The sequence below is a fragment of the Mesorhizobium bavaricum genome (assembly GCF_056781655.1).
In genome coordinates this window covers 2,288,457-2,314,723 of the sequence record NZ_CM165566.1, presented here as the reverse complement: position 1 = coordinate 2,314,723, position 26,267 = coordinate 2,288,457, and the positions used below count along the sequence as shown (strand labels likewise).

The window sequence follows — 26,267 nt, the reverse complement described above, 5'->3', positions numbered from 1 at the left end:
AGAAAAGGAGAACGCTCGATGTTCTATGCAATCCTCGCCTACCATGTGGAAGGAGCCATCACGGCGCTGACCCCGGAGCAGGACGCGGCCCTGATGGCCGACCTGCTCCGGATCAACGAAAGGCTCTACGCCGAAGGCAGCCTCGGGCCGTCGGCGCGGCTCGGTGAGACACAATCGGCCTGCACCTTGCGCGGGCCAGGCGACGGGACCGTCATTGACGGGCCGTTCGCCGAGACCAAGGAACAACTTCTTGGCCTCTACGTCGTCGACTGCGCGACGCGGGACGGTGCCATCGCCATCGCGCGCGATCTGCGCCGCGTCAATCCAACCGCGGTCTACGAGATCCGTCCGATCGCGCTCTTCCGTCCCGGCGTACCGTTGACGGGGAAATAACTAGCCACGCCCGACAAACGGCATCTTGGTGGCCATCACCGTCATGAACAGCACATTGGCGTCTAGCGGCAGGCTGGCCATATGGACGACGGCGTCCGCAACGCGCTGGACGTCCATCACCGCTTCGGCGGCGATCGAACCGTTGGCCTGCGGCACGCCGACCGTCATCGCCTGCGCCATGTCGGTCAGCGCGTTGCCGATGTCGATCTGGCCGCAAGCGATGTCATACGGCCTACCGTCAAGCGCCAGCGTTTTCGTCAGTCCGGTGATGGCATGCTTGGTCGCCGTGTAAGGCACCGAGCCCGGACGCGGCGCGTAGGCCGACACCGAACCATTGTTGATGATGCGGCCACCCATGGGCCGCTGCTTGCGCATGGCACCGAATGCGGCGCGGGCGCATAGGAACGAACCGGTGAGATTGACGCCGACGATATCGTTCCACACCTCGACCGGGATCTCGTCAATCGGCGTCGATTTGTAGCCCATGCCGGCATTGTTGAAGAGCAGGTCGACCCGGCCGAAAGCCTCGGCCACCGTCTCGAACAGATCATCGACCTCGCCGGCCTTGCTGATGTCGCAGGCAACCGCCAGTGCCTTGGCATCCGTGGGACCGGCCTCGGCGATCGCGGCATCCAGCACGGGTTTGCGGCGTCCGCAGAACACCGTGTTCCAGCCGGCCTTGAGCAGCGCCGTGGCGACGCTCTTGCCGATGCCCGTGCCGGCGCCGGTGACGATGGCGGTTCTTTGCTCGGTCATAACTGTTGTCCTCCGGCAGCGCTGCGCGTGCTCGACTGATTTTGGGGATTTGGCTCAAGAAGGGAAGGCATCGCAAATGACGGCTGCGATGGCAAGCGAGACCACCAGAGCTTGGTCCGAAAGTGGAATCCGATTTTCGGAAAAGCTCAAGAACTGATAGGTCTCGACAAAAAGGGCGGTCATTGGCGACCGCCCTGATCTGAACCGGGCTTGGGAGGAGGAAAAGCCGGTCCGACTGTATAGAATCATGCGCTTCCTGAGTTAACGGACGGTTAACCCCGCAAAGGGCGCCTGTGCCGATTTGGGTTACCAGCGCGGATTGGGCGAGGTCCCCGCCTTGGCCGGCACCTTCGCGGCCGAAACCGTCGCCTCGACATGATCGACCAGCGCATCCGGCAGGCCAAGCCGGCCGGCAAGCAGGTCGAGATAGCCGCGTTCGGCGCGGGTGTCGGGATCGATGGTGAGGCGCGACGCGGTGTACAGTTCGAGCTTCTGCGCATCGGTCTTGGCGCCAGCCACCAGCGTGTCGAGATTGAGCGGGCTCTCCAGCTCCGCCATCAGGAATTTTTCGGCGTCGGGACCAATCCCGGCAAGGCTCAGCTTGCCGGCGATCTTCTGGCGTTCGTCATCATCGATGTGGCCGTCGGCCTTCGCCGCCGAGATCATCGCCTGAACCAGGGTCAGCGTGAATTCGTCCTCGCCTTGCGGCGCCTGCGACGGGTGGAAGGCGGTATCTTTGGGCGGCGGCAGCAATTCCTGTTCGCCGGCCGCGGGCGCTTCCGCGGGTGCGTTGCCGGCCTTGTAGTTCTGGTAGGCCTTGTAGGCGAGACCGCCGATCGCGGCCAGTCCGCCAAGCTTCACCGCGGCGCCTGTCACCTCGCGGCCGGCACCCGTTCCAAGCAGCACGGCAGCCAGCGCGCCAGCCGCCAGCGGATTGTCCTTGGCGATCTGCACGGCCTGGCCAGCCTTGTCGCGGACGGTGCCGCTGGTGCCAGGGATTTGCGAGCCGAGCAGATCGTCGAGAAGCTTCTTGGGATCGAACATTCAGTGCCTCCAGGATTTGCCCGGCCGAACGGCAGGTTTCCAACGCCGAAGAGGTAGGTCCCACAGCTTGACATTACAATGACGGATCCTTGGGACACATCCGCGGCGGCGAGCGGTCGATGCCGGGATCAGGAGCCGATATGCCGGCCCCTGCCCCGCACTTGCGCGAGTTCAACCTGACGCTGGCGCTCGGCATATCGCTGACGGTCGTCATCGGAACGGGCATCGAAACAATGCGGGCAAGATACGCCGGCGGCAAACTTCGGTGACGTCAATTCGCTCGGCGTCAGCGGATGGCGGCAGGCGCGGCAGAGTTCGGCTTCGCCCTCGGCGAGACCGTGCGACACCGAAACCCGCTCATCGAAGACGAAGCACTCGCCTTGCCACAGGCTCTGTTCCGCCGGAACTTCCTCCAGGTATTTGAGGATGCCACCCTTGAGGTGGAAGACATCCCTGAAACCGAGGGACTTGACGTAGGCGGTCGCCTTTTCGCAGCGTATGCCGCCGGTACAGAACATCGCCACCTTGCGGCCCGCGAGCTCTTCCCGGTGCGCGAGCACCCAGGCCGGAAACTCGCGAAAACTTGCGGTGGCTGGGTCGACCGCGCCCTTGAAGGTGCCGATCGACACCTCATAGGCGTTGCGCGTGTCGATGACGATCGTGTCAGGCTCCGAAATCAGCGCGTTCCAGTCGGCTGGCGCGACATAGGTGCCGGCACTCTTCGCCGGGTCGATATCCCCGACGCCCATGGTGACAATCTCGCGCTTCAATCGCACCTTCATGCGGTGGAACGGCATGTCTGCTGCACTGCTGTATTTGATCTCGAGGCCGGCGAGCCCTTCGATGGCTTGGAGATAATCGATCAGTTCGGCGATCGCCGTCTCGCTGCCGGCGACGGTGCCGTTGATCCCCTCATGCGCCAGAAGCAAGGTGCCCTTGATGCCACGCCCGCAACAGAAAGCAGCGAGCGGTGCGCGCAGTTCGTCGAAGGCGTCGAGCCGGGCAAACCGGTAGAGCGCTGCGACGCGGATGGGGTCTGTTGGCGTGGACAATGTCATTGCCAAAGCACCTAGAGCAATTCCAGGAAAAGTGTGAATCGGCTTTCCGTCCGGAATTGCGTCAAGACAAAGTTAGAGCGGTTCGCCGTTTCCGTGAAACGTGAGCTGCTCTAGACGCTCGCCGCAGCCGATTCAAGGCGCAGCCGGTTCATCGGCCCGTCATCGTGTTTGATGGCAATGGCCGGCATGACCGCCCCACGGCGCGTGACATCGCGACACGCTTCGTTTCATGGACAGAGAAACACCCGTCTGCTAATCGGTTGAATTGTCCCACGATACGGAGAGACAGATGCCCAGCAAGACCGAGAAACTCCTGTCGCTCCTCAACGGCCAGCCGGTCATCCCGGTGCTGAAGATCGCCAATGTCGCCGACGCCGTGCCGCTGGCCCGTGCTCTGGCGCGTGGCGGCCTGCCGGCGATCGAGATCACGCTCAGAACCGCCGATGCGCTGGAAGCGATCCGGCGGGTGGCGGCTGAAGTCGAGGAAGCCATCGTCGGCGCCGGCACCATTCTCGATGCGCATCAGTTCGAAGAGGCCGCGGCCGCGGGCTCGCGATTCATCGTCAGCCCCGGCATCACGCGCGAACTTCTGGCGGCAGCCGCCGGCAGCAATGTTCCGCTTCTGCCCGGCGCCATCACGCCTGGCGAGATCATGGCCGCACGGGAAGCCGGCTTGCGCTTCCTGAAATTCTTCCCGGCCGAGCAGTCGGGCGGCATCGCTTCGCTGAAGGCCTTCGCCTCGCCGCTCGCCGATGTGAAATTCTGCCCGACCGGCGGCATCACCGGCAAGAACGCGGCCGATTATCTCAGCCTGCCAAACGTCGTCTGCGTCGGCGGCTCCTGGGTGGCGCCGGACGACCTGGTCAAGGCCGGCAAATGGGATGAGATCGAGGCTCTCGCACGCGCGGCGAGCAAGCTCGGTCGATAACGCATCCACTGCTTCGGGCTTACGGCGAGGCTATGGAAAGACCCGGCCGGCTTTCGCCAACCGGGTCAAGATTTTCCTGCATGAACAGGATCAGTTGCAGACCCTGACCTTTTCCACAACCTTGCGGTGGTGAGCCCAATGCGTGACCACCTTGGTCCTGCAGTGATGCTTGCCAGCCTTGATGATCACGGTTTCGGCTTGTGATGGAGCGATAGTGGCCGATGCCGCCGCCAGCGCCAGAACTGATGCCAGTAGAATTGTCTTCATGAATATCCCCAAGGGTTGGAACGCACTCATACTAACCCCGAAACGGGCAGGCTGTTCCGGGTTCACGAGAAGTTCAGCCGCCCGTGATCCCGAGGTGGAGACCCGGTCTCAGCTGATGATTGTCGGCTCGTTGCCGGTCGTCAGTTCGAACCACGTTTCACACCTTCAAGCCCGACCCGATGGCCATCCGGCAATCGCTTCAATGCACCGCATGGGACTATTGAACAGCAAAAAAGCCGCGCAGGTTGCCCGGCGCGGCCTTGTCGTCTGGCTGGTCCGTTACTTGGTCTGGAAGCGGGCGACCGACAGGAACTTAACGGCGTTGCCGGTGAAGCGGTTGGCATCGGCCATCTGGTCGCCCGACTGGAAGCCGGCCGTATAGACCTCGCTCGGCGGCGTATGCACGATGCTGTAGGCGTAGCCCGGCGCTGTCGTGGCGCTTGAAACAGTGGCGACATTCTCGCCGCTGGTCAGCGCCCAGCGGGCGGCCTGCGGTGCGGCGGCAACCACCATGGCCTTGGGGCCGGGCTTCAGGTCGCGGGCGGTGGCCCTCGATTCCTTGCGGGTCGTCTTCACGCCGGCGCCGATCGCGGCGGCCGGGTCGGAGCCGGCCGGCCGGGCAACGACTGCCTGGCGAGGCGATGCGGCATCGGCGCCCGACGGATCGTTGAAGGCCGAACGCGGCTCGGACGCGGGCACGGAAGCGACCTGGTACGCATCGGCGGCGCCGACCTGGGCGTTGGCCTCGTCGAGCACGGCCTTGACCGCATCCGGCCTGGCCATCTCGGGCCGTGCCGTCGGCAGCACCGAGAACGCATCGGTCGCGGTACTGCCGCGCTCAGCCGTATCCGCCAGCGCCATCAGCACATCCTTGCTGGGCGGCGGAGCCAAAGCGGCCGGCAGCGAATTGTCGGGACGCCATGTCGGCAGCGGTACGTTGTTGACCGCGACCTGGGCCGCATCCTGGACCTGGGCCGCATCCGGGGCGGCCGACGGATCGGCCATGCCGAACGGCACGTTCACCGGTGCATGCGCGGTCGCCACGGCCTGTTCGGTGGTGGCTGTCGCATCGGCCATGGCAAAAGGAACGTTCTCGGGCTGCTGGGCGCCGACATCGGCCTTCGGCCGGGGTGCGAAATCAGGCAGTGGAATGCTGCGGGCAGGCAGCGCCGCGATGATCGTCTCCGGCGTGTCCTTTTCCGGCTCCGGAGCCTGCTCCTCGGCAACTTGCGGGATCTCGGCGCGCTGCGCATTCTCCGGCGCCACGATGGCGATGCCCGGGAGGTTGCTGGTCTTGGCTGCCGCGGCAGGCTTCAGGTTTCTAGCCTTGGGCGGAGGTGCAGCCGAAGCGGTCTCGACATCGGCGCTGTCGTCGGCCTCGTCGTCGCCGCCGCCAAAGAAAGCCGACAGGAACCCACCTGATTTCTTGCTGCTGCCGCCGGCACTGGCCAGTTCGATGGCCGGCGCGCCTGAACCCTTGCGCGCCTTGTAGGAGGCGAGCGCCTGCTCAAAGCCGGGCAGCGGCCTGCCGTCGCTCGGCACATGCAGCGTCTTGCCGTTGGGGAACAGGCTGACCAGTTCCTGGCGGCTGATGCCGGGCCAATGGCGCACATTGCCGACATCCATATGGACGAACGGCGAACCGGATGACGGATAGTAGCCGACGCCGCCGCCCTGCATCTTGAGACCGATGTTGCGCAACTTCTTCAGCGGCACGCCGGGAATGTAGAAGTCCATCGCCTTGCCGAGCATGTGCTGGCTCTTCTCGGCCACGCCCCTGCTGCGGCTGCGCAGCATCGAGTTCGTCGACGGCGAGCGATAGCCGCAGACAACCTGGATGTAATCCGTGGCACCGCTTTCCCGATACGCTTCCCAGACCAGATCCAGCAGGCGCGGATCCATCTTGGTCGGCTCGTTGCGGCGCCAGTCGCGCAGAATGATGTTGATCTTCCTCAGACCCTCCGGAACGTAGCGGCCATTGCGCTTGTAGACGATCTCGGCCTTCTCGTGGGTGTGGAGGTGATAAAGCTTGAGCGAACGTGTTTCGGCGCTGGCGCCGGTTGCGGCCGCGGCAACAAAACCAAAAGCGACAATCAACGCTGCCAGCCATTTCGGCCAGACGCTCACGTGATGGTGCCGCCCGTTTGTGTGTCGTTCGATTCTGTTCAAATCAAAAGGCCCTGCAGGCTGCCGTTTGTCCCCGGATTTGCCCAAACGGATGTGTCGTTATCACATCCGAATATCGATCCTAATGGTTAATCATCGCTTATTGAAGCCGAAATGCGGTAACACCGTGGCGATATCCCGTCAAAAATCGTTCACAGGCTTTCTTGGTAAACCGCTGGTTTAGATCATGTTTCCGCCTTTGGCCGAAACACGATCTGTTACCGTTAGCCTTAATGCGTGAACAGGCCTGTCCATAGCCCCGCCACATTCCCGCCGAAACCCGATACAGAGAGCATACTGGCATTGCAAGCTGGCTCCGGCCTTGCGTCCGAAGCATGGATCCCGAACCGAAGGCCGCCAAAGCAATGGTGGAAAGTGGTTTCCGGAAGGGATTATGCGCTCCAAGCGGTGTTGAGAATCAGGTCAACACGCTACGAGGCGAGCCGGTCGACACGGCCGGTCTCCGGGTCGATGCCATACTCCTTGAGCTTGCGGTACAACGTCGAGCGGCCGATGCCGAGGCGGCGGGCGACTTCACTCATCTGGCCGTTGTAGTGATCGATGGCGAGCTTGATCATCTCGAGTTCGACATCGGCCAGCGCACGCACATTGCCGCGTTCGTCGAGCGCCCGCAACGTGCCGAAGCGAGGCTGCAGCCTGGCCGGCGGATCGGGCTCGGTCGCCAGGGCACCCTCGCCGGGCAGCGCTTCCTCGTCGCCCGGCTGGACGTCCAGGGGAAACGGCTCAGACCGCGAAGCGTCATCGACGTCGAGATTGACTGTCCCTTCCACCTGCGCCCGGATCTGCGGGAAGTCCTCCGTGGTCAGCACATCGCCTTCGCAAAGCACCGAGGCCCGGAAGACGGCATTTTCGAGCTGCCGGATGTTTCCCGGCCAGTCATAGGCCTGCAGCACGGCGAGCGCTGCGGCCGAAATGCCCTGCAGGCGACGGCGCGGGTCGGCCGGCGCCACCTTGTCCATGAAATGTGTGACCAGATAGGGGATGTCGTCGCGGCGGTCGCGCAGCGGCGGCACGAAGATCGGGTAGACGTTCAGCCGATAGAACAGATCCTCGCGGAACTTGCCGTCCTTGACCTGCTGCAGGAGGTTGCGGTGCGTCGCCGAAATCAGTCTGATATCGACCCTGACGGTCGAGCGTCCGCCGACCGGGTCGACCTCGCCGTCCTGGACGGCGCGCAGCAGCTTGACCTGCACGTCGAGCGGCAGGTCGCCGATTTCGTCGAGAAACAGCGTTCCCGAATGCGCCTCGACGAACTTGCCGGTGTGCTTGTCGGTGGCGCCGGTGAACGAACCCTTCTCGTGGCCGAACAGGATCGATTCGACCAGATTGTCGGGAATGGCACCGCAATTGACGGTGACGAAGGGCTTCGAGCGTCGGTCGCCACTGCCCTGGATGGCGCGCGCCACCAGTTCCTTGCCGACGCCGGACTCGCCCTCGATCAGGATCGGGATGTTGGACGCCGCCGCCTTCTGGCCGAGGCGGATCACCTTGTCCATGGCCGGGCTGTGCGTGATCATGTCCTTGAAGGTCAGAAGCCCGCCGCGCCGGCGCGACGTCCGCTTGACCTCGCCCTCGACGGCCTCGACCTTGAGCGCATTGCCGATCGACGCCTGCAGCCTGTCGGGCGAGGCCGGCTTGACGACGAAATCGAAGGCGCCGTGGCGCATCGCCGAGACCACGGTCTCGATGCCGCCCTGGGCGGTCTGCACGATTGTCGGGACATTTATGTCGCGCTCGCGCATCGCCTTCAGCACGCCGATGCCGTCGAGACCGGGCATGACCAGATCGAGGATGACCACCGAAACCTCGCGGGCGCTTGGCCCGTCGAGGACATCGAGAGCGGCCGCGCCGCCGTCGACGACGACGGCGTTGTAGCCGAACCGCGTCACCGCCGCCTCGAGCAGCCGGCGCTGCACGGGATCGTCATCGACTATGAGTATGGAACCTGTCATGACTGATACGACTGCCCGCCCGAGGAAATCTGCCCTGTGGACCATCTTGGCACAGGGTTCTAAATAAGGTTTCAAAAAACCCGGTGAATGAATTCCTTAGCATTTGACCGGCTTCTCGTTTCCCCTTGAACCTTGGCCACGGAAGGTATCGGCGATGCACATGGTTTCTGGCCACATGGTTTCTGCTCGGCCGCAGGCGGGGCCGGCGTCCGGTCAGGGCGCGGCCGAGCTTGGCGACCTGCCGGAGTGGAACCTGGCCGATCTCTATGCCGGCATGGATGCGCCGGAACTGAAGCGCGACATCGCCAAGGCCGCCACCGACGCGATCAGCTTCGAGAGCCGCTGGAAGGGCACGCTGGCCGCCGAGGCCGAGCGCGGCAGCGCCGGCAGGCTGGGCGAGGCGCTTGTCGCCTACGAGGCACTCGAGGAGCTGATCGGCCGCATCGTCTCCTATGCGGGGCTGGTTTATGCCGGAAACACCGCCGATCCGCAGCGCGCCAAGCTCTATGGCGACATCCAGGAGAAGATGACCGACGCCAGCGCACACCTTCTGTTCTTCGCGCTCGAACTCAACCTGATCGACGACGGCGCGATCGAAGGCGCGCTTGCCACCGATCCCGCGTTCGGTCACTACCGGCCCTGGGTGCTCGATCTGCGCAAGGACAAGCCGTACCAGCTCGAGGACCGCGTCGAGCAGCTGTTCCATGAAAAATCGATCACCGGACGCGGCGCGTGGAACCGGTTGTTCGACGAGACGATGACCGACCTTCGCTTCGACATCGACGGCGAGGAGCTGACGCTGGAACCGGCGCTGAATCGTTTGCAGGATGCCGACGGCGAGGTTCGCCGGCGGGCGTCCGAGGCGCTGGCCGCGACCTTCCGCAAGAATTTGCGCACCTTCACGCTGATCACCAACACGCTGACCAAGGACAAGGAGATTTCCGACCGCTGGCGCGGCTTCGAGGACATCGCCGATTCACGCCATCTGGCCAACCGCGTCGAGCGCGGTGTGGTCGATGCCCTGGCGTCCGCCGTTCGCGACGCCTATCCGCGCCTGTCGCACCGCTATTATGCGATGAAGGCCCGCTGGCTGGGCATGGAGGTGATGAACCACTGGGACCGCAACGCGCCATTGCCGGATACGCCGCAGGCGATCATCGGCTGGGACGAGGCCAGGAACACCGTACTGTCAGCCTACCAGCGCTTTTCACCCGACATGGCGGAGATCGCGCGAACCTTCTTCGACCGCAACTGGATCGACGCGCCGGTGCGTCCGGGCAAGTCGCCCGGCGCCTTCGCGCATCCGACCGTGCCGTCGGCGCATCCCTATGTCCTGCTCAACTACATGGGCAAGCCACGCGATGTGATGACGCTGGCGCATGAGCTTGGCCACGGCGTGCATCAGGTGCTGGCCAGCGGCCAGGGCGCGCTGATGGCCTCGACGCCGCTGACACTGGCAGAGACTGCATCCGTCTTCGGCGAGATGCTGACCTTCCGCTCGCTGCTCGACCAGACCACCGACAGGCGCGAGCGCAAGGCCATGCTCGCCCAGAAGGTCGAGGACATGATCAACACGGTCGTGCGCCAGATCGCCTTCTATGAATTCGAGCGCAAAGTGCATGCGGAGCGCAAGAATGGCGAACTGACCTCCGACAGGCTCGGCCAGTTCTGGCTGGAAGTGCAGGCCGAAAGCCTCGGGCCGGCGATCAAGTTGCGCGAAGGCTACGAGGTGTTCTGGACCTACATTCCGCACTTCATCCATTCGCCGTTCTATGTCTACGCCTATGCTTTCGGCGACTGCCTGGTGAACTCGCTTTACGCGGTCTACCAGAACGCCGAGCGCGGCTTCCAGGACAAGTATTTCGAAATGCTCCGCGCCGGCGGCACCAAACATCATTCCGAACTCCTGGCACCCTTCGGCCTTGATGCCACCGACCCCACCTTCTGGCAGATCGGGCTTGGCGTCATAAGCGGCCTGATCGACGAGCTGGAAACACTCGACGCTTGAAACGCGCCTCCAGGTCTCATCTGTCCGCAGAACAGTCTAGCCGGAATGCATGTCGGAGACGGCTGTTTTTGGCCTAAATATTTGTTCTTGAAGTACTCTGCGCGGAAGTTTTCCGATAGCTTTCCACAAGCTCTATGATAGCCTTCCCTCCAAGCTCAGCCGGAGTGGATGCGGATCGGCGAGGGAAAGTCTCGGCCTACCGTGGCGCCTTGGCGAACGCGACAACGGCCGTTGGCCATGGGCAAGCAAAGCCGATCGCCGACAGCTCCATCGAAGCCGGCTGTTCTGCGCACCGCGGAACCACCATCGAGTAGTCCTTTCGCCGAAGGTCATGGACCCATGCCTCGGCAGACGGATCTGACTGGAGAGAGACAATGGGCACTTTTTTCTACATGCTCCTGGCGTTCCTGGTAGGCGTGTTGGTGGGCTGGTTCCTCTGGGGACGCCTGCGCGGCGAGCTCGACAGCTTGCGCGGCGACCTAGACCGCACACGCAGCGAGCGCGACAAGCTGCGCGCCGACAGCGACCGCCTGACCGGTGAACTCGATGCATGCGGCAAGACCCGTGCCGACCTCGAGCGCCGGCTGCGCGAAGCACAGACGTCCGCTGCCGGAACCGGTGCGGCAAAGCCGGCAGGCCTGGCGCCCGCGGCCCTGATGTCGACACCACCGACGGCCAAATCTGCCCCCGCAAAGCCTGCACCGGCCAAACCGGCGGCCGCGAAGACCGCCCCTGCCAAGGCCACCACAGCCAAATCGGCGGCACCAAAGCCGGCAGCAACGAAACCTGCAGCCAAAGCCACGGCTCCAGCCAAACCCGCAGCTGCAACCTCGGCAGCCAAGAGTTCGAAAGCAGCCAAACCAGCAGCGGCCAAGCCCGACAATTTGCGCCGGCTGATCGGCATTGGCCCGGTCAACGAGAAGCTGCTCAAGGCACAAGGCGTCACCAGCTTCGCCCAGATCGCCGCCTGGACAGCCGCCGATATCAAGCGGATCGAGGATGTCATGAACTTCGACGGCCGCATCGCCCGCGAACGCTGGATCGAGCAGGCCAAGCTGCTGGCCGCCGGTGACGAGGCGGAGTTCGCCAAGCAGTTTCCGACAGCGGGAACCGCCAGCAACACCTGAGCGGCGGAAGCAAGATGGTTATAAACGGCGGTGCCAAGGCGCCGCCGTTTGTTGTTTGCCCGCAACGTCGGCCCAGGTTGGCCCCAAGGTTGGCCAAGAGGTCGGCTTTGAGTGGCAGCGTGCCGTTCCCTCGATTGCGCGCGAGCGGCCCCCCATATAGAGCGGTCGACGGCTTCATTGACCGCAACATCAGAGTCCCATGTCCTTGCCCGCCGCAATTTTCCGCAACGACGAAAGCGCGCGCCAGCTCGTTTTCGACCGGCCGGCCGACATCATCGTGGCGCATGAGGCAAAAGATTTCCTGCCAGCGCTGGCGGCGGCGCAAGCCGCGCACGACGCCGGCAAATGGCTGGCCGGCTATTTCTCCTATGAGGCGGGCTATCTGCTCGAACCGAAGCTAGTTCCCTTGCTGCCGAAGGGGCGTCGTGCTCCGCTCCTGTGCCTTGGGGTTTTCGAAGCGCCGGTCGAAGAGGCGGTGCCGCCCCGCAATGCAGCGGCGACCAATGGCCCGATTTTCGACGCCCGCGCGACGTGGTCGCTCGAAGACTACGAGAAGCGGTTCTCGCGGCTGCACCAGCACATCAGGCAAGGCGATTGCTACCAGGGCAACCTGACCTTTCCGGTGCATGCGCAATGGTCGGGCGACCCGCTTGCCGCCTTCGATGCGCTGACCGAACGCCAGCCGGTGAAATATGGCGCACTGATCGCACTCGGCGATCCCATCGTGCTGTCGCGCTCGCCCGAACTGTTCTTCGAGATCGACACTGCCGGCATGATCGAGACGCATCCGATGAAGGGCACGGCGCCGCGCGGCGCCACCAAGGCCGAGGATGAGCGGCAGAAGATCTTCCTGCGCAACGACGAGAAGAACCAGGCCGAAAACCGGATGATCGTCGACCTGCTGCGCAACGATATCTCGCTGATCAGCGAGGTCGGCACGCTGGACGTGCCGGCGCTGTTCCGCATCGAGACCTATCCGACCGTCCACCAGATGGTGAGCGACGTCAGGGCAAAATTGCTGCCGGGTCTGGGCATCCGCCAGATCTTCGCGGCGCTGTTTCCGTGCGGCTCAATCACCGGCGCGCCAAAAATCCGTGCCATGGAAATCCTGCACGATCTGGAAGGCACGCCGCGCGACGCCTATTGTGGCGCCATCGGCTGGATCGCGCCCGGTGGCACGATGCGCTTTTCCGTGGCGATCCGCACCATCTCGCTCTTTTCCGGCGGCGAGGCCGTCTACAATGTCGGTGGCGGCGTCGTCTTCGATTCGACGGCGCAGGAGGAGTACCAGGAGTGTCTGCTGAAAGCGCGCTTCGCGACGGGAACACCGCCGATTTCCAGCTGATCGAGACCATGCGCTGGGAACCCGGCGCAGGCCTCCTGCGCTTCGATCGCCACCTTGCCCGCCTCTATGGCTCGGCGGCGGAGCTGGGCTTTGCCTGCGATCCGCAAAAGGTCGGCGAGGTGCTGGGCGATGCGGTCAGCGGATCCGGCATGGCGCTGCGCACGCGCCTTGCTTTGTCACGCGACGGCTCGGTGACCGCCTCGGCGCAGCCCTATGAACCGCTCGTCGCCGACAAGGTCTGGGTTCTGCAGCTGGCGCGGACGAGACTCGATTCGCACGACACGTTGCTGCACCACAAGACCAGCCGGCGACAGCTCTACACGCATGCCCGCGCCGAATATCTCATCACCCAGGCCGACGAGGTGTTGTTGGCCAATGAGCGTGGCGAGATCTGCGAAGGCACCATCACCAATGTCTTCGCCGATCTTGGCGACGGCGTGCTGTCGACGCCACGGCTCGACTGCGGCCTGCTGCCTGGCGTATTGCGCGCCGAGCTTCTGGATGAAGGCCGCGCCCGCGAAGCGATCTACAGCTACGCCGATCTGCAGTCGGCCAAGGCGCTCTTTGTCGGCAATTCGCTGCGCGGCTTGATTCCCGCAAGGCTGGTGTGATCGGAGAATGCCATGTTCGTCGTTTCGCTGAACTACAAGGTGCCGCTGACCGAGATCGACCGCTTGCAGGCGGCGCATGTCGAATGGCTGAAGGCCTGCTATGCCGACGGCATCTTCGTCGCTTCCGGGCCGAAGAAACCGAGAACCGGCGGCATCATCATCGCGCAATGTCCGCGCGAGGTGCTCGACGCCAGGCTGGCGCAAGATCCATTCGCCAGGGCAGGCGCCGCCGACTATGAAGTCACCGAATTCCTGGCGAGGATGACCGGCGCCGGCCTGGACACGTTCAGGGAAGCATGAGCTTGCTCCACGCCCTGCCCACCCATACGCCCTATGACGGCTCGTCAAAACTCTTCAGCATCGGGCTGAAGCCGCTCAGTCCGGCAGACTGGATTGAGCTCGACGGCCATTTGCTGCCATATCTCGCAGAGAAACGCCGGCTCTATACTGAAATCCCCGAGCGGGTTTTCGTTGAGGAGGACGGCACCCGGGAGGCCCAGCAGGAAGTCCTCGAATTGCTCGGCATGCATCTGCTGCAGAAGTTTCCCGGCACCTATCGACGCACCGGTTCAGGCCTCGAGGTCGTGGGCGCAGCGAACCATCCCGCACTCCCGTCCGGTCTCGCCGACGCCCCGCTTGTCGCGGCCTCGCTGCTCATCCAGGAAGACCTGATTCTGATGCGCCGCAATGACAGCGGCTGGCGGCTCGTTGCCGGCTCGCTGTGCTTTCCCTCATCCTGGCTGCTGGTCGAGAAATTCGGCCGGCCGCTGCAGGAGATCCACGCGCCGGTGCCGGGTTTCGGGCCGGGCACCCGCCCGGCCGAACTGATCAACCGCATGTTCGACGGTCTCCAGGGCCAGGCGGTCGAGCGCTACAACTGGTCGATCCAGTCTGACAACGCGCTCTACCATCCGCTCTCCGACCTGCAGCGCATCGACCGCGCCACCAGCCGCCCGTCACGGTTTTCGGATGGCGACGTCAGCGCCCATGCCTTCATCCGTGTCGAGCGGCAGACGCTGCGCAAACTGCCGGCCTCAGGCGATATCCTGTTCACTATCCGCATCCATCTCGACCCACTCGCCGTGCTGGCGCGGCACCCGGATCGGGCGAAGCTCGCAGTGTCTTTCGCCGCCCAGCTCGAAGCGCTCGATCTCTCCCAGCTCGACTACAAGGGCCTGACATCAGACCGCGACCGGCTGATCGCCGTCCTTAACCACATGGCCAATGACGCGTAGCCCCTGGTTGGCGCTTTTCGCTGGTTTGTGACAATGATCTGTGATGTAGCGCATGGCCGCCGGGCAAAAAATGCCCGGTTTTGCGCGTGTTTTCCCAGTTTCCTGGGTTTTGAAGGAGTGTCCGATAAAATGGCGAATGAAACCTGGCCCGTTTACGGTGAGATCACCGGCCCTGTCGTGATGATCGGCTTCGGCTCGATCGGCCGGGGAACGCTGCCGCTGATCGAACGCCATTTCAAATTCGACAAGTCGCGCATGACGGTCGTCGACCCGCGCGACACCGATCGCAAGCTGCTCGACGAGCGCGGCATCGCCTTCGTCCAGGAAGCGGTGACCGAGAAGAACTACAAGAAGCTGCTGTCGCCGCTTCTGACCAATGGCGGCGGGCAGGGCTTTTGCATCAACCTGTCGGTCGACACTGGTTCGGTGGACCTGATGCGGCTTTGCCGCAAGCTCGGCGTGCTCTACATCGACACCGTCGTCGAGCCATGGCTCGGCTTCTATTTCGATGCCAAGGCCGACAATGCCAGCCGCACAAATTATGCGCTGCGCGAAGCGATGATCAAGGAAAAGCACGACAGGCCCGGCGGCGCGACGGCGGTCTCCACCTGCGGTGCCAATCCCGGCATGGTCTCGTGGTTCGTCAAGCAGGCGCTGGTCAACCTCGCCACCGATCTTGGCCTTGAGTTTTCAGAGCCCACGCAGGACGACCGCGACGGCTGGGCCAAGCTGATGAGGAAGGCCGGCGTCAAGGGCATCCACATCGCCGAGCGCGACACCCAGCGCACCAAGAAACCCAAGCCGATGGATGTGTTCTGGAACACCTGGTCGGTCGAAGGCTTCATCTCAGAGGGCCTGCAGCCGGCCGAGCTCGGCTGGGGCACGCATGAGACGTGGATGCCGAAGAACGCCAGGAAGCACAAGCACGGCTCCAAGGCCGCCATCTATCTTGAGCAGCCCGGCGCCAACACGCGCGTGCGCTCATGGTGCCCGACGCCAGGGCCGCAATACGGCTTCCTGGTCACGCACAACGAGGCGATCTCGATCGCCGACTTCTTCACCGTGCGCTCCAGGAAGGGCAAGGTTCAATACCGCCCGACCTGCCACTATGCCTACCATCCCTGCAATGACGCGGTGCTGTCCCTGGACGAGATGTTCGGCGCTGCCGGCAAGCCTCAGCCGGTGCACCACGTGCTTGACGAGAACGAACTGGTCGACGGCGTCGACGAACTTGGCGTGCTGCTGTACGGCCACGACAAGAACGCCTATTGGTACGGCTCGCAGCTGTCGCTCGCCGAGGCGCGCAAGCTGGCGCCCTACCAGAACGCCACCGGCATGCAGGTCACCTCGGCGGTTCTCGCCGGCATGGTCTGGGCGCTGGAAAACCCGGAGGCCGGCATCGTCGAAGCCGACGAGATGGACTACAAGCGCTGTCTGGACGTGCAGTCGCAATATCTCGGACCGGTCAAGGGCTACTACACCGACTGGACGCCGCTCGACAACCGTCCCGGCCTGTTCCCGGAAGACCTCGACCGGAGCGACCCGTGGCAGTTCCGCAACATCCTCGTCCGATAGCGGCCTGCTCGGGATACTGCATTACCTTGCAATCGCCCGGAAATCGGGCGATTGAAGGGATGCGGACTGAGGAGAGGATTTTCAAATGAACATTGCGCGCAAGATTCTTTCGATGAGCTTTGCAGCTGCTGCTGTAGTGGGGCTTGCTGCTTGTGCGACCAGCGGCCCCGATGAACCGCCAATGGCGACTTCGCCGAAAGGCGTCGAAGGCTCCTGGATCGACGCCAAGGGCACCGGCCTTTCGACCTTCGCCAGCGGCACCTTCACGACCGTCGCGACCGACACCGGCCAGAAGCTTGCCGATGGCAGCTACACCATGACCGGCGCCACGTCGGTGCAGATCAACGGCACGTCGCTGATCCGCCAGACCGCGGTCAGCTTCAACTGCCTGATGGTGTCGACCAGCCAGCTCAACTGCACGAGCTCCAGCGGCCAGAACTTCGTGCTGACACGGCGCACCTGAACCAGCGGGCATTCACCTCCCTGAGGACGGCGGCCAATTGGCCGCCGTCTTTTTTATGCCGGCAAAAGTCCCCCGATTTCCGCTTGCGTCATCCGGAACGCGATGGGAACATAGCCAAAACGCCGACTGTTATGTTCCAGTCAAGCAAGAGCGTTAAACGCCTCTGATCAGCTTTCCGGGAGACGAAGATGAAGAAGCTTGCCGCCATTGCCGCCCTGTCCGCCTCAGCACTTGGCCTGTCGGCCGGCGCATCCTTTGCCGACTACACGTTGAACATCCTGCACATCAACGACTGGCACAGCCGCATCGAAGGCAACAACAAATATGAGTCGACCTGCTCCGCCGAGGAGGAGACCAAGGGCGAGTGCATAGGCGGCGCGGGTAGGCTGATCACCGCGATCGCTCAGGAACGCAAGAAGCTGGAAGGCCAGAACGTGCTGCTGCTCAGCGCCGGCGATAATTTCCAGGGATCGCTGTTCTACACGACCTACAAGGGCAAGGTCGAAGGCGAGTTCCTCAACGAAATGAAGTTCGACGCCATGGCGCTCGGCAACCATGAATTCGACGATGGTGAGACGGCGTTGGCGCCGTTCCTCGACATGATCAAGTTCCCGGTGCTTGGCGCCAATGTGAAGGCCAATGCGCAATCCAAGCTCGGCGACCGCGTCAAGCCATCGATCGTCGTCGAGGTCGGCGGCCAGAAGATCGGCATCATCGGCGCGGTGACCAATGACACGCCCGAACTCGCCTCCCCCGGCCCCAACATCACCATCGAGGACGACGTCAAGTCGATCACCGCGGAGGTCGAGAAGCTGAAGGGCGAAGGCGTCAACAAGATCATCGCCGTGACCCATATCGGCTACAGGCGCGAGCGCGACGTCATTGCAAAGATCCCGGGCATCGACATCGTCGTCGGCGGCCATAGCCATTCGCTGCTGTCGAACACCGACCCGAAGGCGGAAGGCCCCTATCCGACGATGGTCGACAATCCCGACGGCTATAAGGTGCCGGTGGTGCAGGCCGCGTCCTATTCGAAATATCTCGGCGAGTTCAAGGTGGTGTTCGACGACAATGGCGTCGTCAAATCGGCCAGCGGCGACCCGATCTATCTCGACAAGTCGATCACCCCCGACCCGGCAGTGCTCGCCCGCATCAAGGAGCTTGGCGCGCCGATCGAGGCTCTGAAGAACAAGGAAGTGGCCGAGACCACCGACGTCATCGACGGCAGCCGCGAGAGCTGCCGCACCCGCGAATGCGCGATGGGCAACCTCGTCTCCGACGCCATACTCGACCGCGTCAAGGGTCAGGGCGTCGAGATCGTCATCTCCAATGGCGGCGGCCTGCGTGCCTCGATCGACAAGGGCACTGTCACCATGGGTGAGGTGCTGACCGTGCTGCCGTTCCAGAACACGCTGGCGACCTTCCAGATTTCCGGCAAGGACCTGGTGGCCGGCCTCGAGAGCGGCCTCAGCCAGATCGAGGACGGCGCAGGTCGCTTCCCGCAGGTCGCCGGCCTGAAATATTCCTTCGACAAATCCGTCGCCCCCAACGCCGGCCGCGTCAAGTCGGTGGAAGTGATGGAAGGCGGCGCCTGGGCGCCGATCAATCCGGACAAGGACTACCTGGTTGCCACCAACAACTACGTCCGCCAGGGCGGCGACGGTTACAAGATCTTCGCCGACAAGGCCAAGAATGCCTATGACTACGGTCCGGGCCTCGAACAGGTGGTTGCCGACTATCTCGGCGCGCACCGGCCCTACACGCCGAAACTCGACGGCCGCATCACTGAGATCGCCGCGACCGTCGCGGCGGCGCCAGCCGCGCCGGCCGCTGAACCAGCCAAGCCTGCAGAAGCAGCACCGGCAACCCCGGCGCCCGCACCCGCGGAACCGGCAAAGCCCGCGGAGGCGGCGCCTATGCCCGAACTGCCCGCCAACTCGGGCGATATCGCCAACACACCACCTGCCATATCGACAGAGACAGCGCCCACGCCGCCCGCTGCACCTGCCGCGCCAGCGAAACCGGCCGAAGCAGCACCAGCTCCTGCCGAACCGACAAAGCCCGCCGAGGCCGCACCGGCCGAAAGCAGCCATGTCATCGTTGCCGGCGATACCTATTGGGATCTGGCAAAGAAGGCCTATGGCGACGCGACCAAGTGGAAACTGATCTATGAGGCAAACAAGGGTCAAAGGCCTCACCGCCTTGCGCTTGGCGCGACGCTCACCATCCCAGCGAAATAGCCTCGCTTCACCCCTTTCGACGACAGCACCCGCCCGGGAAACCGGGCGGGTTTTCTGCTTTCAGGCTAAGGTGCGGCCAGACGCTGCATTGAAAGCGCGCGCAAGATGGTTAGGTTCGCGTCTCCTGGAGAACCCTTATGACGCTTTCGACCCCTGTCGATCCCAAAGCCGCGAAGGCCGTCGGCCCGTTGCCGGCCGGCCATCCGCCGGTTAAGGCTGGCAAGATCGGCGTCATGCTGGTCAACCTCGGCACGCCGGACGGCACCGATTTCAAGCCAATGTGGCGCTATCTCCGGGAATTCCTGTCCGATCCACGCGTGATCGAGCTCAACAAGGCAATCTGGTATCCGATCCTCTACGGCGTGGTGCTCACCACCCGGCCGAAGAAGTCAGGCGCCAACTACGCCAGGATCTGGAACCGGGAAAGGAACGAGTCGCCGCTGCGCACCTACACCCGCGCACAGGGCGAAAAGCTGGCCGAGGCGCTACGCGATCTGCCCGATGTCGTCGTCGACTGGGCGATGCGCTACGGCAATCCTTCGACCGCGAGCGTGGCCCAGGCGCTGGTCGACAAAGGCTGCGACCGCATTCTGTCCTTCCCGCTCTATCCGCAGTATTCGGCGACGACCACGGCAACCGCCAACGACCAGCTGTTTCGTGCCCTGATGAAGATGCGCCGCGCACCGGCCATCCGCAGCGTGCCCCCTTACTACGACGAACCGGTCTATATCGAAGCGCTGGCGCGTTCGATCGAGCGGCATCTGACCACGCTGGATTTCGAACCGGAAGTTGTCGTTGCCTCCTTTCACGGCATCCCAAAACCCTATTTCGAGAAGGGCGACCCCTATCATTGCCACTGCCAGAAAACGACGCGGCTGTTGCGAGAACGGCTCGGCTGGGATGACAAGAAACTGATCATCACCTTCCAGTCGCGCTTCGGCGCGCAGGAATGGCTGCAGCCCTACACCGACAAGACCGTCGAGAAGCTGGCCAGGGACGGCGTCAAGTCGATCGCCATCGTCAATCCCGGTTTTTCGGTCGACTGTATCGAGACGCTGGACGAGATCGGCCGCGAGGCGGCCGAGACCTTCCATCATGCCGGTGGCAAGAACTTTGCCCATATCCCTTGCCTCAACGACAGCGCCGAGGGCATGGCGGTGATCGAGGCGATGGTGCGGCGTGAACTGTCCGGCTGGGCCTGAGGCCGGAACAACACAAGCTCCGGGGCGTTGAGCAGCACCTCCGGAGAACTTGATGCCTCGCAAACTCGACCTCAGAACTGGCCGGCCCGTCTGGTCCGCCTATCGCGCGCCTGCGGTGCACACAATCACGCTCACCCGTGACGCAAAGGCCGACGTGCTGATCATCGGCATGGGCATCAGCGGCGCCATGATGGCCGAGGCGCTCACGGCCGATGGCCATGCGGTGATCTGCATCGACCGCCGCGGCCCGTTGAAAGGCTCGACCTCGGCAACCACCGCACTGGTGCAGTTCGAAATCGACCAGCCGCTATCGATGCTCTCGAAGATGGTCGGCAGAGCCTCGGCGGAGCAGGCATGGCGACGCTCGCGGCTGGCCGTTTCCAACCTCTCTGCCCGCATTCCCGAACTCGGCATCAATTGCGCCCTGAGCCGCACCCCATCGCTCTATTTGGCCGGCACAGCGCTGGGCCCATCGGAACTCCGGGACGAGGTCGACGCGCGTCGGCAAGCAGGCATCGCCGCGACCTATCTCACATCAGCACCGCTGGCAGAGACATTCGGCATCGACCGCGACGGCGCCATCCTCAGCCATGGCAACATCGCGCTCGACCCGCGTAAGCTGACGGCTGGCTTGTTGCTGAAGGCCCTGGGGCGCAAGGCCCGGTTTTACACGCCTGCCGAAGCGACGGCGATCGAGGACAGTGCCGACGAGGTGGTCGTCGCGACCAGGGATGGTCCGACCATCACCGCACGGCATGTTGTTCTGGCCACCGGCTACGAGCTGGTCGACATCGTGCCGGCCGCGGCCCACCGGATCATCTCGACATGGGCGATCGCGACACGCCCACAATCGCGAAAGATCTGGCCCGATGCTGCCTTCATCTGGGAAGCCTCCGATCCCTACCTCTATATGCGCGCGACGGCCGACGGCCGGGTCGTCTGCGGCGGCGAGGACGAGGATTTCGTCGACGAGACGCGGCGCGACAACTTGATCGCCGACAAGAGTGCACGCATTGCCGAAAAACTTGGCCGGCTGTTTCCGCATCTCGACGTCAGGCCCGAATTCGCCTGGACCGGATCGTTCGGCACCACGACAACCGGCCTGCCCTATATCGGCGCGCTTCCCAGGCATCCGCGCATCCATGCAGTCATGGGTTACGGCGGCAATGGCATCACATTCTCCCAAATCGCTTCCGAGATGATTTCGGCCTCGATCTGCGGACTTCACGATTCGGATGCAGAGTTGTTTGCCTTCAACCGCTGAGTGCAAACCCACAAACAATCCATCATCACCTGATTGTAACGCTACTGAAACACACTTAAGTCTTTGGTGAAGCCGGCTGCGCGAGAATGGCTTTCGCGGCCTGCCTCTGAGGGAGAGCCAAATGGATTTCAGTGGTTTCGATATTGCGGTCATTGTTCTGGTCGCGCTTGTCGTGCTGGTGCTGTTCAAAGGCATCAAGACAATTCCACAAGGCTATAACTATACGGTCGAACGTTTTGGCCGTTACACCAAGACACTGAGCCCCGGCCTCAATCTCATCATGCCTTTCGTCGACCGCATCGGCGCCAAGATGAACATGATGGAGCAGGTGCTCGACGTTCCGAGCCAGGAGATCATCACCCGCGACAACGCCATTGTCGGTGTCGACGGCATCGCATTTTTCCAGATCCTCAATGCGGCGCAGGCCGCCTACCAGGTTTCCGGCTTGCAGAACGCCATCCTCAACCTGACGATGACCAACATCCGTACCGTCATGGGCTCGATGGACCTCGACGAACTGTTGTCGAACCGCGACGCCATCAACGAGCGCCTGTTGCGTGTCGTCGACGAAGCGGCCCATCCGTGGGGTATCAAGATCACCCGCGTCGAGATCAAGGACATCAACCCGCCGGCCAACCTCATCGAATCGATGGGCCGGCAGATGACCGCAGAGCGCAACAAGCGTGCCCAGATCCTCGCCGCCGAGGGCCTCAAGCAGTCGCAGATCCTCGAAGCCGAAGGCCGCAAGGAAGCCGCTTTCCGCGACGCCGAGGCGCGCGAGCGTTCGGCTGAAGCCGAAGCGCGCGCCACGCAAGTGGTGTCGGAAGCGATCTCCAAGGGCGACGTGCAGGCGCTGAACTACTTCGTGGCGCTGAAGTACACCGAAGCACTTGGCAAGATCGGCACGGCCACCAACAGCAAGATCGTGCTGATGCCGATGGAAGCCTCGTCGCTGATCGGCACGCTTGGCGGTATCGGCGAGATCGCCAAGGAAGTCTTCCGCAGCGAAGGCACGACAGGCGCGCAGAGGCAGGCCGCGCGTCCGCCGGTCGTACGGCCAACCGACAACTGAGATAATAACCATGATCGACCGCATCGTTTCCGAACTCGGCCCTTGGAGCTGGATGGTTCTGGGCTTCGTGCTGCTGGTGATGGAAGTCATCGCCCCCGGCATTTTCATGCTGTGGATAGGCATCGCCGCATTGATCATCGGCGCGGTATCGCTGCTGATCTGGGACGCCGGTTTCTGGACCTGGCAGATCCAGGTCCTTGCCTTTCTGGCATTGTCTGTTGTGTCGGCCTATGCCGGTAAGAAACTGGTCGGCGGGCGCAATGATCCGACCGATCAGCCGCTGCTCAACCGGCGCGGCGCGCAGATGGTCGGCAGGATGGCGACACTTGCCGAACCGATCCGGGACGGGCGTGGCCGCATCAAGCTGGGCGATACGTTGTGGCGTGTCTCCGGCCCGGACCTGCCGGCCGGCACGCAAGTGCGGGTGACGGCCGCTGCCGACACGGATCTGGAATTGACCGTGGAGCCTGTCTGAACGCTCAGGCCGCGCCGATACGCAGCAGATCGTGGAAATGAACCACGCCCAACGGCATGTTGTTTTTGGTCACCACCAGCGCGCCGATATTGTACTCATTGAGAAGCGCGATCGCCGTACCGGCAAGCGTCTGTGGATCGATCGTCTTGGGCGTGCGGGTCATAATGTCGTCGACGATGACGTTGGCTAGGTTGCGGTGGAGGTTGCGGGCCACATCGCCGTCGGTGATGATGCCGACCAGTTCGCCGTTTGTGTCGACGATCAAGACGCAGCCGACCTTCTTCTGCGACAGCGTCATGACCGCTTCCGGCATCTTGGTGCCCAGCGCGGCTAGCGGCATCTGATCGCCAACCCTCATGATCTCGGAAACCAGGGTCAGGTTGGCGCCGAGCTGGCCACCCGGGTGGAAGGTGCGGAAATGGTCCGGCGTGAAACCCCGCGCTTCGAGCAGGGCGATCGCCAGCGCATCGCCGATGACCAGTTGCAGCAGCGTCGAGGTCGTCGGCGCCAGCCCGTGCGGGCAGGCCTCCGCTGCGCGCGGCAGCAGCAGCACGACGTCAGCCGCGCGCGCCAGTGCCGATGTCTCTCCGGCAGTGATGGCGATAAGCGGAATGGAAAAGCGCCTGGAATAGGCGACGATCCCCATCATCTCCTTGCTCTCGCCCGACCACGACATGGCGATGATGGCGTCATCCCTGGCAATCATGCCGAGATCGCCGTGATTGGCCTCGACGGGATGCACGAAAAAGGCAGGCGTGCCGGTCGAGGCCAGCGTCGCCGCGATCTTCGAACCGATATGGCCGCTTTTGCCGACGCCGGTGACGATGAGCCGGCCTTCGATCTTCGAGATCATGTCGACGGCATGGGCAAAAGGCCCGGCCAGTCCGTTCTCGAGCGCCTCGGCAAGGGCCGCGATACCGGCCTGCTCGGTTACCACCGTTCTCAGCGCCGAAGCGATCGACGCTTGCCTGTTCAAAGGCTTCTTATCCAAGGATCCCGCATGCATGGCTGATGCGATTAGCGTGTTGCCGCCCGCCTGTCCAACAGAAATGGCCCCACGCACGTCGCCCAACTGTCCGCGGTGGTTCGGGACAGCGACAAGCAAGAGGACAAAAAGCTTGCCGCACGCGGTATGAACCCCCTTGGAAATTGGCGCTTGGGGCCCCTGACGTGACCGCCCGCCTCAACCCTCCGTTAACCATCCCCGTTTACGGTTCGGTAAGTATGGCGCGCGTGCGCCGCGCGAGCAGTGGTGGCGATGTCCGGGGTTCAGCCAAGAAAATCAAGAGGACGAAAGAGCAAGGCCGCGTGGGCCCTGCTGCTGGCGACCAGCATGCTTGCCTTGCTGCGCCCGCAGGCGCTCCGTGCCCAGGAAACGGAACTGCGTGGCGAGGTCTCCGAATCGGCGATCCTGTCCGATCAGCAGCGCAAGGCGCGACAGCTCGCCCTGGCAGCCCAAGGCCAGCAGGCGCCGGCCGATGCCGCGCAGGACAATGCGCCGGCACGAACCTACCTGCCGGCCAGCGCCGGCGCCGTGCCTGACGACACGGACACCAACGACGCGGCGGCGACCGGCAGCGTGTTTGATCCGCCGGCTGCCACCGACGATACCTCCGCCGACACCCCGGCACCGCCAAAGCCCCGCCGCCGGCCATCAACTGCCAGCCGAAATGCGGCGGATCAGGCCAAGGACAAAGCCGCCGACAAGTCGAAGAAGAAAAAGTCGACAACCGCAACGACGGGCCCTTCTGCGACCACGGACACCGCCGCGTCTACGACGGAAGATGCCGACGGCAATGACGCGGATCAGGGCGCAGCCAACCGCCGTGCCGTCACCATCGACAGCGTTGACCGGCAGAAGCTCGACCCGGGCGCCGAACGCACCGCCTCCATCGAAGGCCAGAAGACGAAGGTCGAGGACGATCCCTTTGCCGCCACCGGCGTCAAATGGGGTTCGTTCGTCATCCGGCCGACCATCGAACAGGGCCTCACCGCAACGTCGAACGGCGATTCGAGCAATGCCGGCAAGTCGGCGCTGCTGTCCGAGACGGCACTGCGCTTTTCCGCCGCCTCCGACTGGAGCGAGAACTCGGCGACGATCGATGGCTATGGCCTTTTCCGCGAGACCGTGTCGGGCTATTCGGTTCACAATGAGCAGGGCCGCATCGAGGGCCAGCTCAACGTCGACCTCGACAACGAGTTGCGCGCCATCGCCAAGCTCGGCTACGAGGCCGTACCGGAATCGGCCTCCTCGCCGGACGCCATTGCCGGCGTCGACACGCAGCCCCTGCGGCAGACCGTCAATGGCAGCCTCGGCATCGAAAAGGACGCCGGCAAGATGCGCTATGCGTTGACCGGCGCGGTGACGCACGACTTCTATGGCGACGCCAAGCTTTCGGACGGCACCTCGCTGTCGCAGAAGGATCGCGACTCCACGCTCTACACAGCGACCTTGCGCACCGGCTACGAAATCTCGCCGGCCATCACCCCTTTCACTGAAATCGAGGTCGGTCGCCGGGCCTATGATCAACGCGTCGACGACGAGGGTTTCGAGCGCTCCTCGACGCGGCTCGGTGCCCGCGCAGGCCTTGAACTCGACATGGGCGAGAAGCTCTCCGGCGAGTTCTCCGCCGGCTGGCTAAGGGAGGCGATCGACGACAGCAGTCTGGAGGCGATTTCAGGCGCCACCGTCAACGCCGATCTCAAATGGTCGCCCGAACGCGGCACCACGATCGGCCTGACCGGCCAGACCACCGTCGAGCCCACGACCACCGCCGATGAAAGCGGCGATATCCTCTACTCAGGCCGCTTGACGGGCGAACGGCAGATTCGCGCCAACCTCACCGGAAATGCTGCTCTGGGCCTCGACTGGCGCGACTACATCGGCGTCGACGGCCACGACATGACTCTAAGCGCCGAGGCTGGCCTGACGTGGTGGCTGAACCGCTATGCCGGCTTGACCACCCGGGTCAGGACCGAGAAACTGACCAGCAATCTGCCGGGCCGCGACTACACAGCCAACAGCATCTTCCTGGGCGTGAAGGTGCAGCGCTGATCCACGCCTA

24 protein-coding genes are annotated in these 26,267 nt (G+C 63.6%); 16 read left to right on the top strand and 8 right to left on the bottom strand.

Annotated features, from left to right (window positions below):
- Window positions 1–18: 18 nt before the first annotated feature.
- Entirely contained in the window at window positions 19–393 is a 375-nt protein-coding gene (locus tag AC1RZR_RS11295) for a YciI family protein (RefSeq protein WP_477277611.1), read from the top strand.
- Here AC1RZR_RS11295 and AC1RZR_RS11290 read toward each other — a convergent pair whose 3' ends face one another.
- The 4 genes from AC1RZR_RS11290 to trhO form a co-directional block, all read right to left on the bottom strand.
- Window positions 394–1,149, bottom strand: coding sequence for an SDR family oxidoreductase (locus tag AC1RZR_RS11290; protein WP_379102648.1), 756 nt, complete (start codon window positions 1,147–1,149; stop codon window positions 394–396).
- Window positions 1,150–1,203: 54 nt separating this feature from the next.
- Window positions 1,204–1,332 carry a hypothetical protein gene (locus AC1RZR_RS11285; RefSeq protein WP_477277613.1) on the bottom strand — a complete coding sequence of 43 codons (129 nt, stop codon included), beginning with the start codon at window positions 1,330–1,332 and terminating at the stop codon, window positions 1,204–1,206.
- 123 nt (window positions 1,333–1,455) lie between these two features.
- Window positions 1,456–2,193 carry a tellurite resistance TerB family protein gene (locus AC1RZR_RS11280; protein WP_477277615.1) on the bottom strand — a complete coding sequence of 246 codons (738 nt, stop codon included), beginning with the start codon at window positions 2,191–2,193 and terminating at the stop codon, window positions 1,456–1,458.
- Between the two features lie 128 nt (window positions 2,194–2,321).
- Window positions 2,322–3,251, bottom strand: a complete 930-nt coding sequence (trhO, locus tag AC1RZR_RS11275) for an oxygen-dependent tRNA uridine(34) hydroxylase TrhO (protein ID WP_477277617.1) — start codon at window positions 3,249–3,251, stop codon at window positions 2,322–2,324.
- A 289-nt stretch (window positions 3,252–3,540) separates the two neighbouring features.
- On the opposite strand from trhO, the gene AC1RZR_RS11270 reads away from it, so the two are divergent.
- The gene (locus AC1RZR_RS11270; RefSeq protein WP_477277619.1) at window positions 3,541–4,179 is read left to right on the top strand and encodes a 2-dehydro-3-deoxy-phosphogluconate aldolase; all 639 of its coding nucleotides are present in this window, start codon (window positions 3,541–3,543) and stop codon (window positions 4,177–4,179) included.
- A gap of 90 nt (window positions 4,180–4,269) precedes the next feature.
- Here the strand turns inward: AC1RZR_RS11270 and AC1RZR_RS11265 are convergent, their stop codons facing one another.
- The 3 genes from AC1RZR_RS11265 to AC1RZR_RS11255 all read right to left on the bottom strand — a co-directional run bounded on the left by AC1RZR_RS11265 (window position 4,270) and on the right by AC1RZR_RS11255 (window position 8,585).
- A complete protein-coding gene (locus AC1RZR_RS11265) occupies window positions 4,270–4,446 on the bottom strand; it encodes a hypothetical protein (protein WP_477277621.1) in 177 nt (58 codons plus the stop codon).
- Window positions 4,447–4,725: 279 nt separating this feature from the next.
- Window positions 4,726–6,573: a peptidoglycan L,D-endopeptidase MepK gene (locus tag AC1RZR_RS11260; RefSeq protein ID WP_477277623.1), complete on the bottom strand. Its 1,848-nt coding sequence runs from the start codon at window positions 6,571–6,573 to the stop codon at window positions 4,726–4,728.
- Window positions 6,574–7,043: 470 nt separating this feature from the next.
- Entirely contained in the window at window positions 7,044–8,585 is a 1,542-nt protein-coding gene (locus AC1RZR_RS11255; RefSeq protein ID WP_477277625.1) for a sigma-54-dependent transcriptional regulator, read from the bottom strand.
- Between the two features lie 175 nt (window positions 8,586–8,760).
- On the opposite strand from AC1RZR_RS11255, the gene AC1RZR_RS11250 reads away from it, so the two are divergent.
- From AC1RZR_RS11250 to AC1RZR_RS11190, 13 genes are all read left to right on the top strand, one after another.
- Window positions 8,761–10,593: a M3 family oligoendopeptidase gene (locus AC1RZR_RS11250; protein WP_477278143.1), complete on the top strand. Its 1,833-nt coding sequence runs from the start codon at window positions 8,761–8,763 to the stop codon at window positions 10,591–10,593.
- A 374-nt stretch (window positions 10,594–10,967) separates the two neighbouring features.
- Entirely contained in the window at window positions 10,968–11,720 is a 753-nt protein-coding gene (locus tag AC1RZR_RS11245; protein ID WP_477277627.1) for a helix-hairpin-helix domain-containing protein, read from the top strand.
- Window positions 11,721–11,919: 199 nt separating this feature from the next.
- Window positions 11,920–13,065: an aminodeoxychorismate synthase component I gene (locus tag AC1RZR_RS11240; RefSeq protein ID WP_477277629.1), complete on the top strand. Its 1,146-nt coding sequence runs from the start codon at window positions 11,920–11,922 to the stop codon at window positions 13,063–13,065.
- A complete protein-coding gene (locus tag AC1RZR_RS11235; RefSeq protein WP_477277631.1) occupies window positions 13,014–13,676 on the top strand; it encodes an aminotransferase class IV family protein in 663 nt (220 codons plus the stop codon). The genes AC1RZR_RS11240 and AC1RZR_RS11235 overlap by 52 nt, the downstream gene beginning before the upstream one ends.
- A 12-nt stretch (window positions 13,677–13,688) precedes the next feature.
- Complete coding sequence (locus AC1RZR_RS11230) at window positions 13,689–13,976, top strand: YciI family protein (RefSeq protein WP_477277633.1); 288 nt, start codon at window positions 13,689–13,691, stop codon at window positions 13,974–13,976.
- Window positions 13,973–14,911, top strand: a complete 939-nt coding sequence (locus AC1RZR_RS11225) for a heme-dependent oxidative N-demethylase family protein (protein ID WP_477277635.1) — start codon at window positions 13,973–13,975, stop codon at window positions 14,909–14,911. The genes AC1RZR_RS11230 and AC1RZR_RS11225 overlap by 4 nt, the downstream gene beginning before the upstream one ends.
- Before the next feature lie 129 nt (window positions 14,912–15,040).
- Window positions 15,041–16,486: a homospermidine synthase gene (locus AC1RZR_RS11220; RefSeq protein WP_481828529.1), complete on the top strand. Its 1,446-nt coding sequence runs from the start codon at window positions 15,041–15,043 to the stop codon at window positions 16,484–16,486.
- An 85-nt stretch (window positions 16,487–16,571) separates the two neighbouring features.
- Window positions 16,572–16,949: an outer membrane lipoprotein Omp10 gene (gene omp10 / locus AC1RZR_RS11215; protein ID WP_477277639.1), complete on the top strand. Its 378-nt coding sequence runs from the start codon at window positions 16,572–16,574 to the stop codon at window positions 16,947–16,949.
- A 188-nt stretch (window positions 16,950–17,137) separates the two neighbouring features.
- Window positions 17,138–19,189, top strand: a complete 2,052-nt coding sequence (locus AC1RZR_RS11210) for a 5'-nucleotidase C-terminal domain-containing protein (RefSeq protein ID WP_477277641.1) — start codon at window positions 17,138–17,140, stop codon at window positions 19,187–19,189.
- A gap of 137 nt (window positions 19,190–19,326) precedes the next feature.
- Entirely contained in the window at window positions 19,327–20,391 is a 1,065-nt protein-coding gene (gene hemH, locus AC1RZR_RS11205) for a ferrochelatase (protein ID WP_477277643.1), read from the top strand.
- A gap of 52 nt (window positions 20,392–20,443) precedes the next feature.
- A complete protein-coding gene (locus tag AC1RZR_RS11200) occupies window positions 20,444–21,655 on the top strand; it encodes an NAD(P)/FAD-dependent oxidoreductase (protein ID WP_477277645.1) in 1,212 nt (403 codons plus the stop codon).
- 121 nt (window positions 21,656–21,776) lie between these two features.
- Entirely contained in the window at window positions 21,777–22,727 is a 951-nt protein-coding gene (locus tag AC1RZR_RS11195) for an SPFH domain-containing protein (RefSeq protein ID WP_477277647.1), read from the top strand.
- A 10-nt stretch (window positions 22,728–22,737) separates the two neighbouring features.
- A complete protein-coding gene (locus tag AC1RZR_RS11190; RefSeq protein WP_477277649.1) occupies window positions 22,738–23,202 on the top strand; it encodes an NfeD family protein in 465 nt (154 codons plus the stop codon).
- Window positions 23,203–23,206: 4 nt separating this feature from the next.
- Here AC1RZR_RS11190 and AC1RZR_RS11185 read toward each other — a convergent pair whose 3' ends face one another.
- Complete coding sequence (locus tag AC1RZR_RS11185; RefSeq protein ID WP_477277651.1) at window positions 23,207–24,208, bottom strand: KpsF/GutQ family sugar-phosphate isomerase; 1,002 nt, start codon at window positions 24,206–24,208, stop codon at window positions 23,207–23,209.
- 252 nt (window positions 24,209–24,460) lie between these two features.
- On the opposite strand from AC1RZR_RS11185, the gene AC1RZR_RS11180 reads away from it, so the two are divergent.
- Complete coding sequence (locus AC1RZR_RS11180) at window positions 24,461–26,257, top strand: outer membrane beta-barrel protein (protein ID WP_477277653.1); 1,797 nt, start codon at window positions 24,461–24,463, stop codon at window positions 26,255–26,257.
- The last annotated feature ends 10 nt before the right edge of the window (window positions 26,258–26,267 follow it).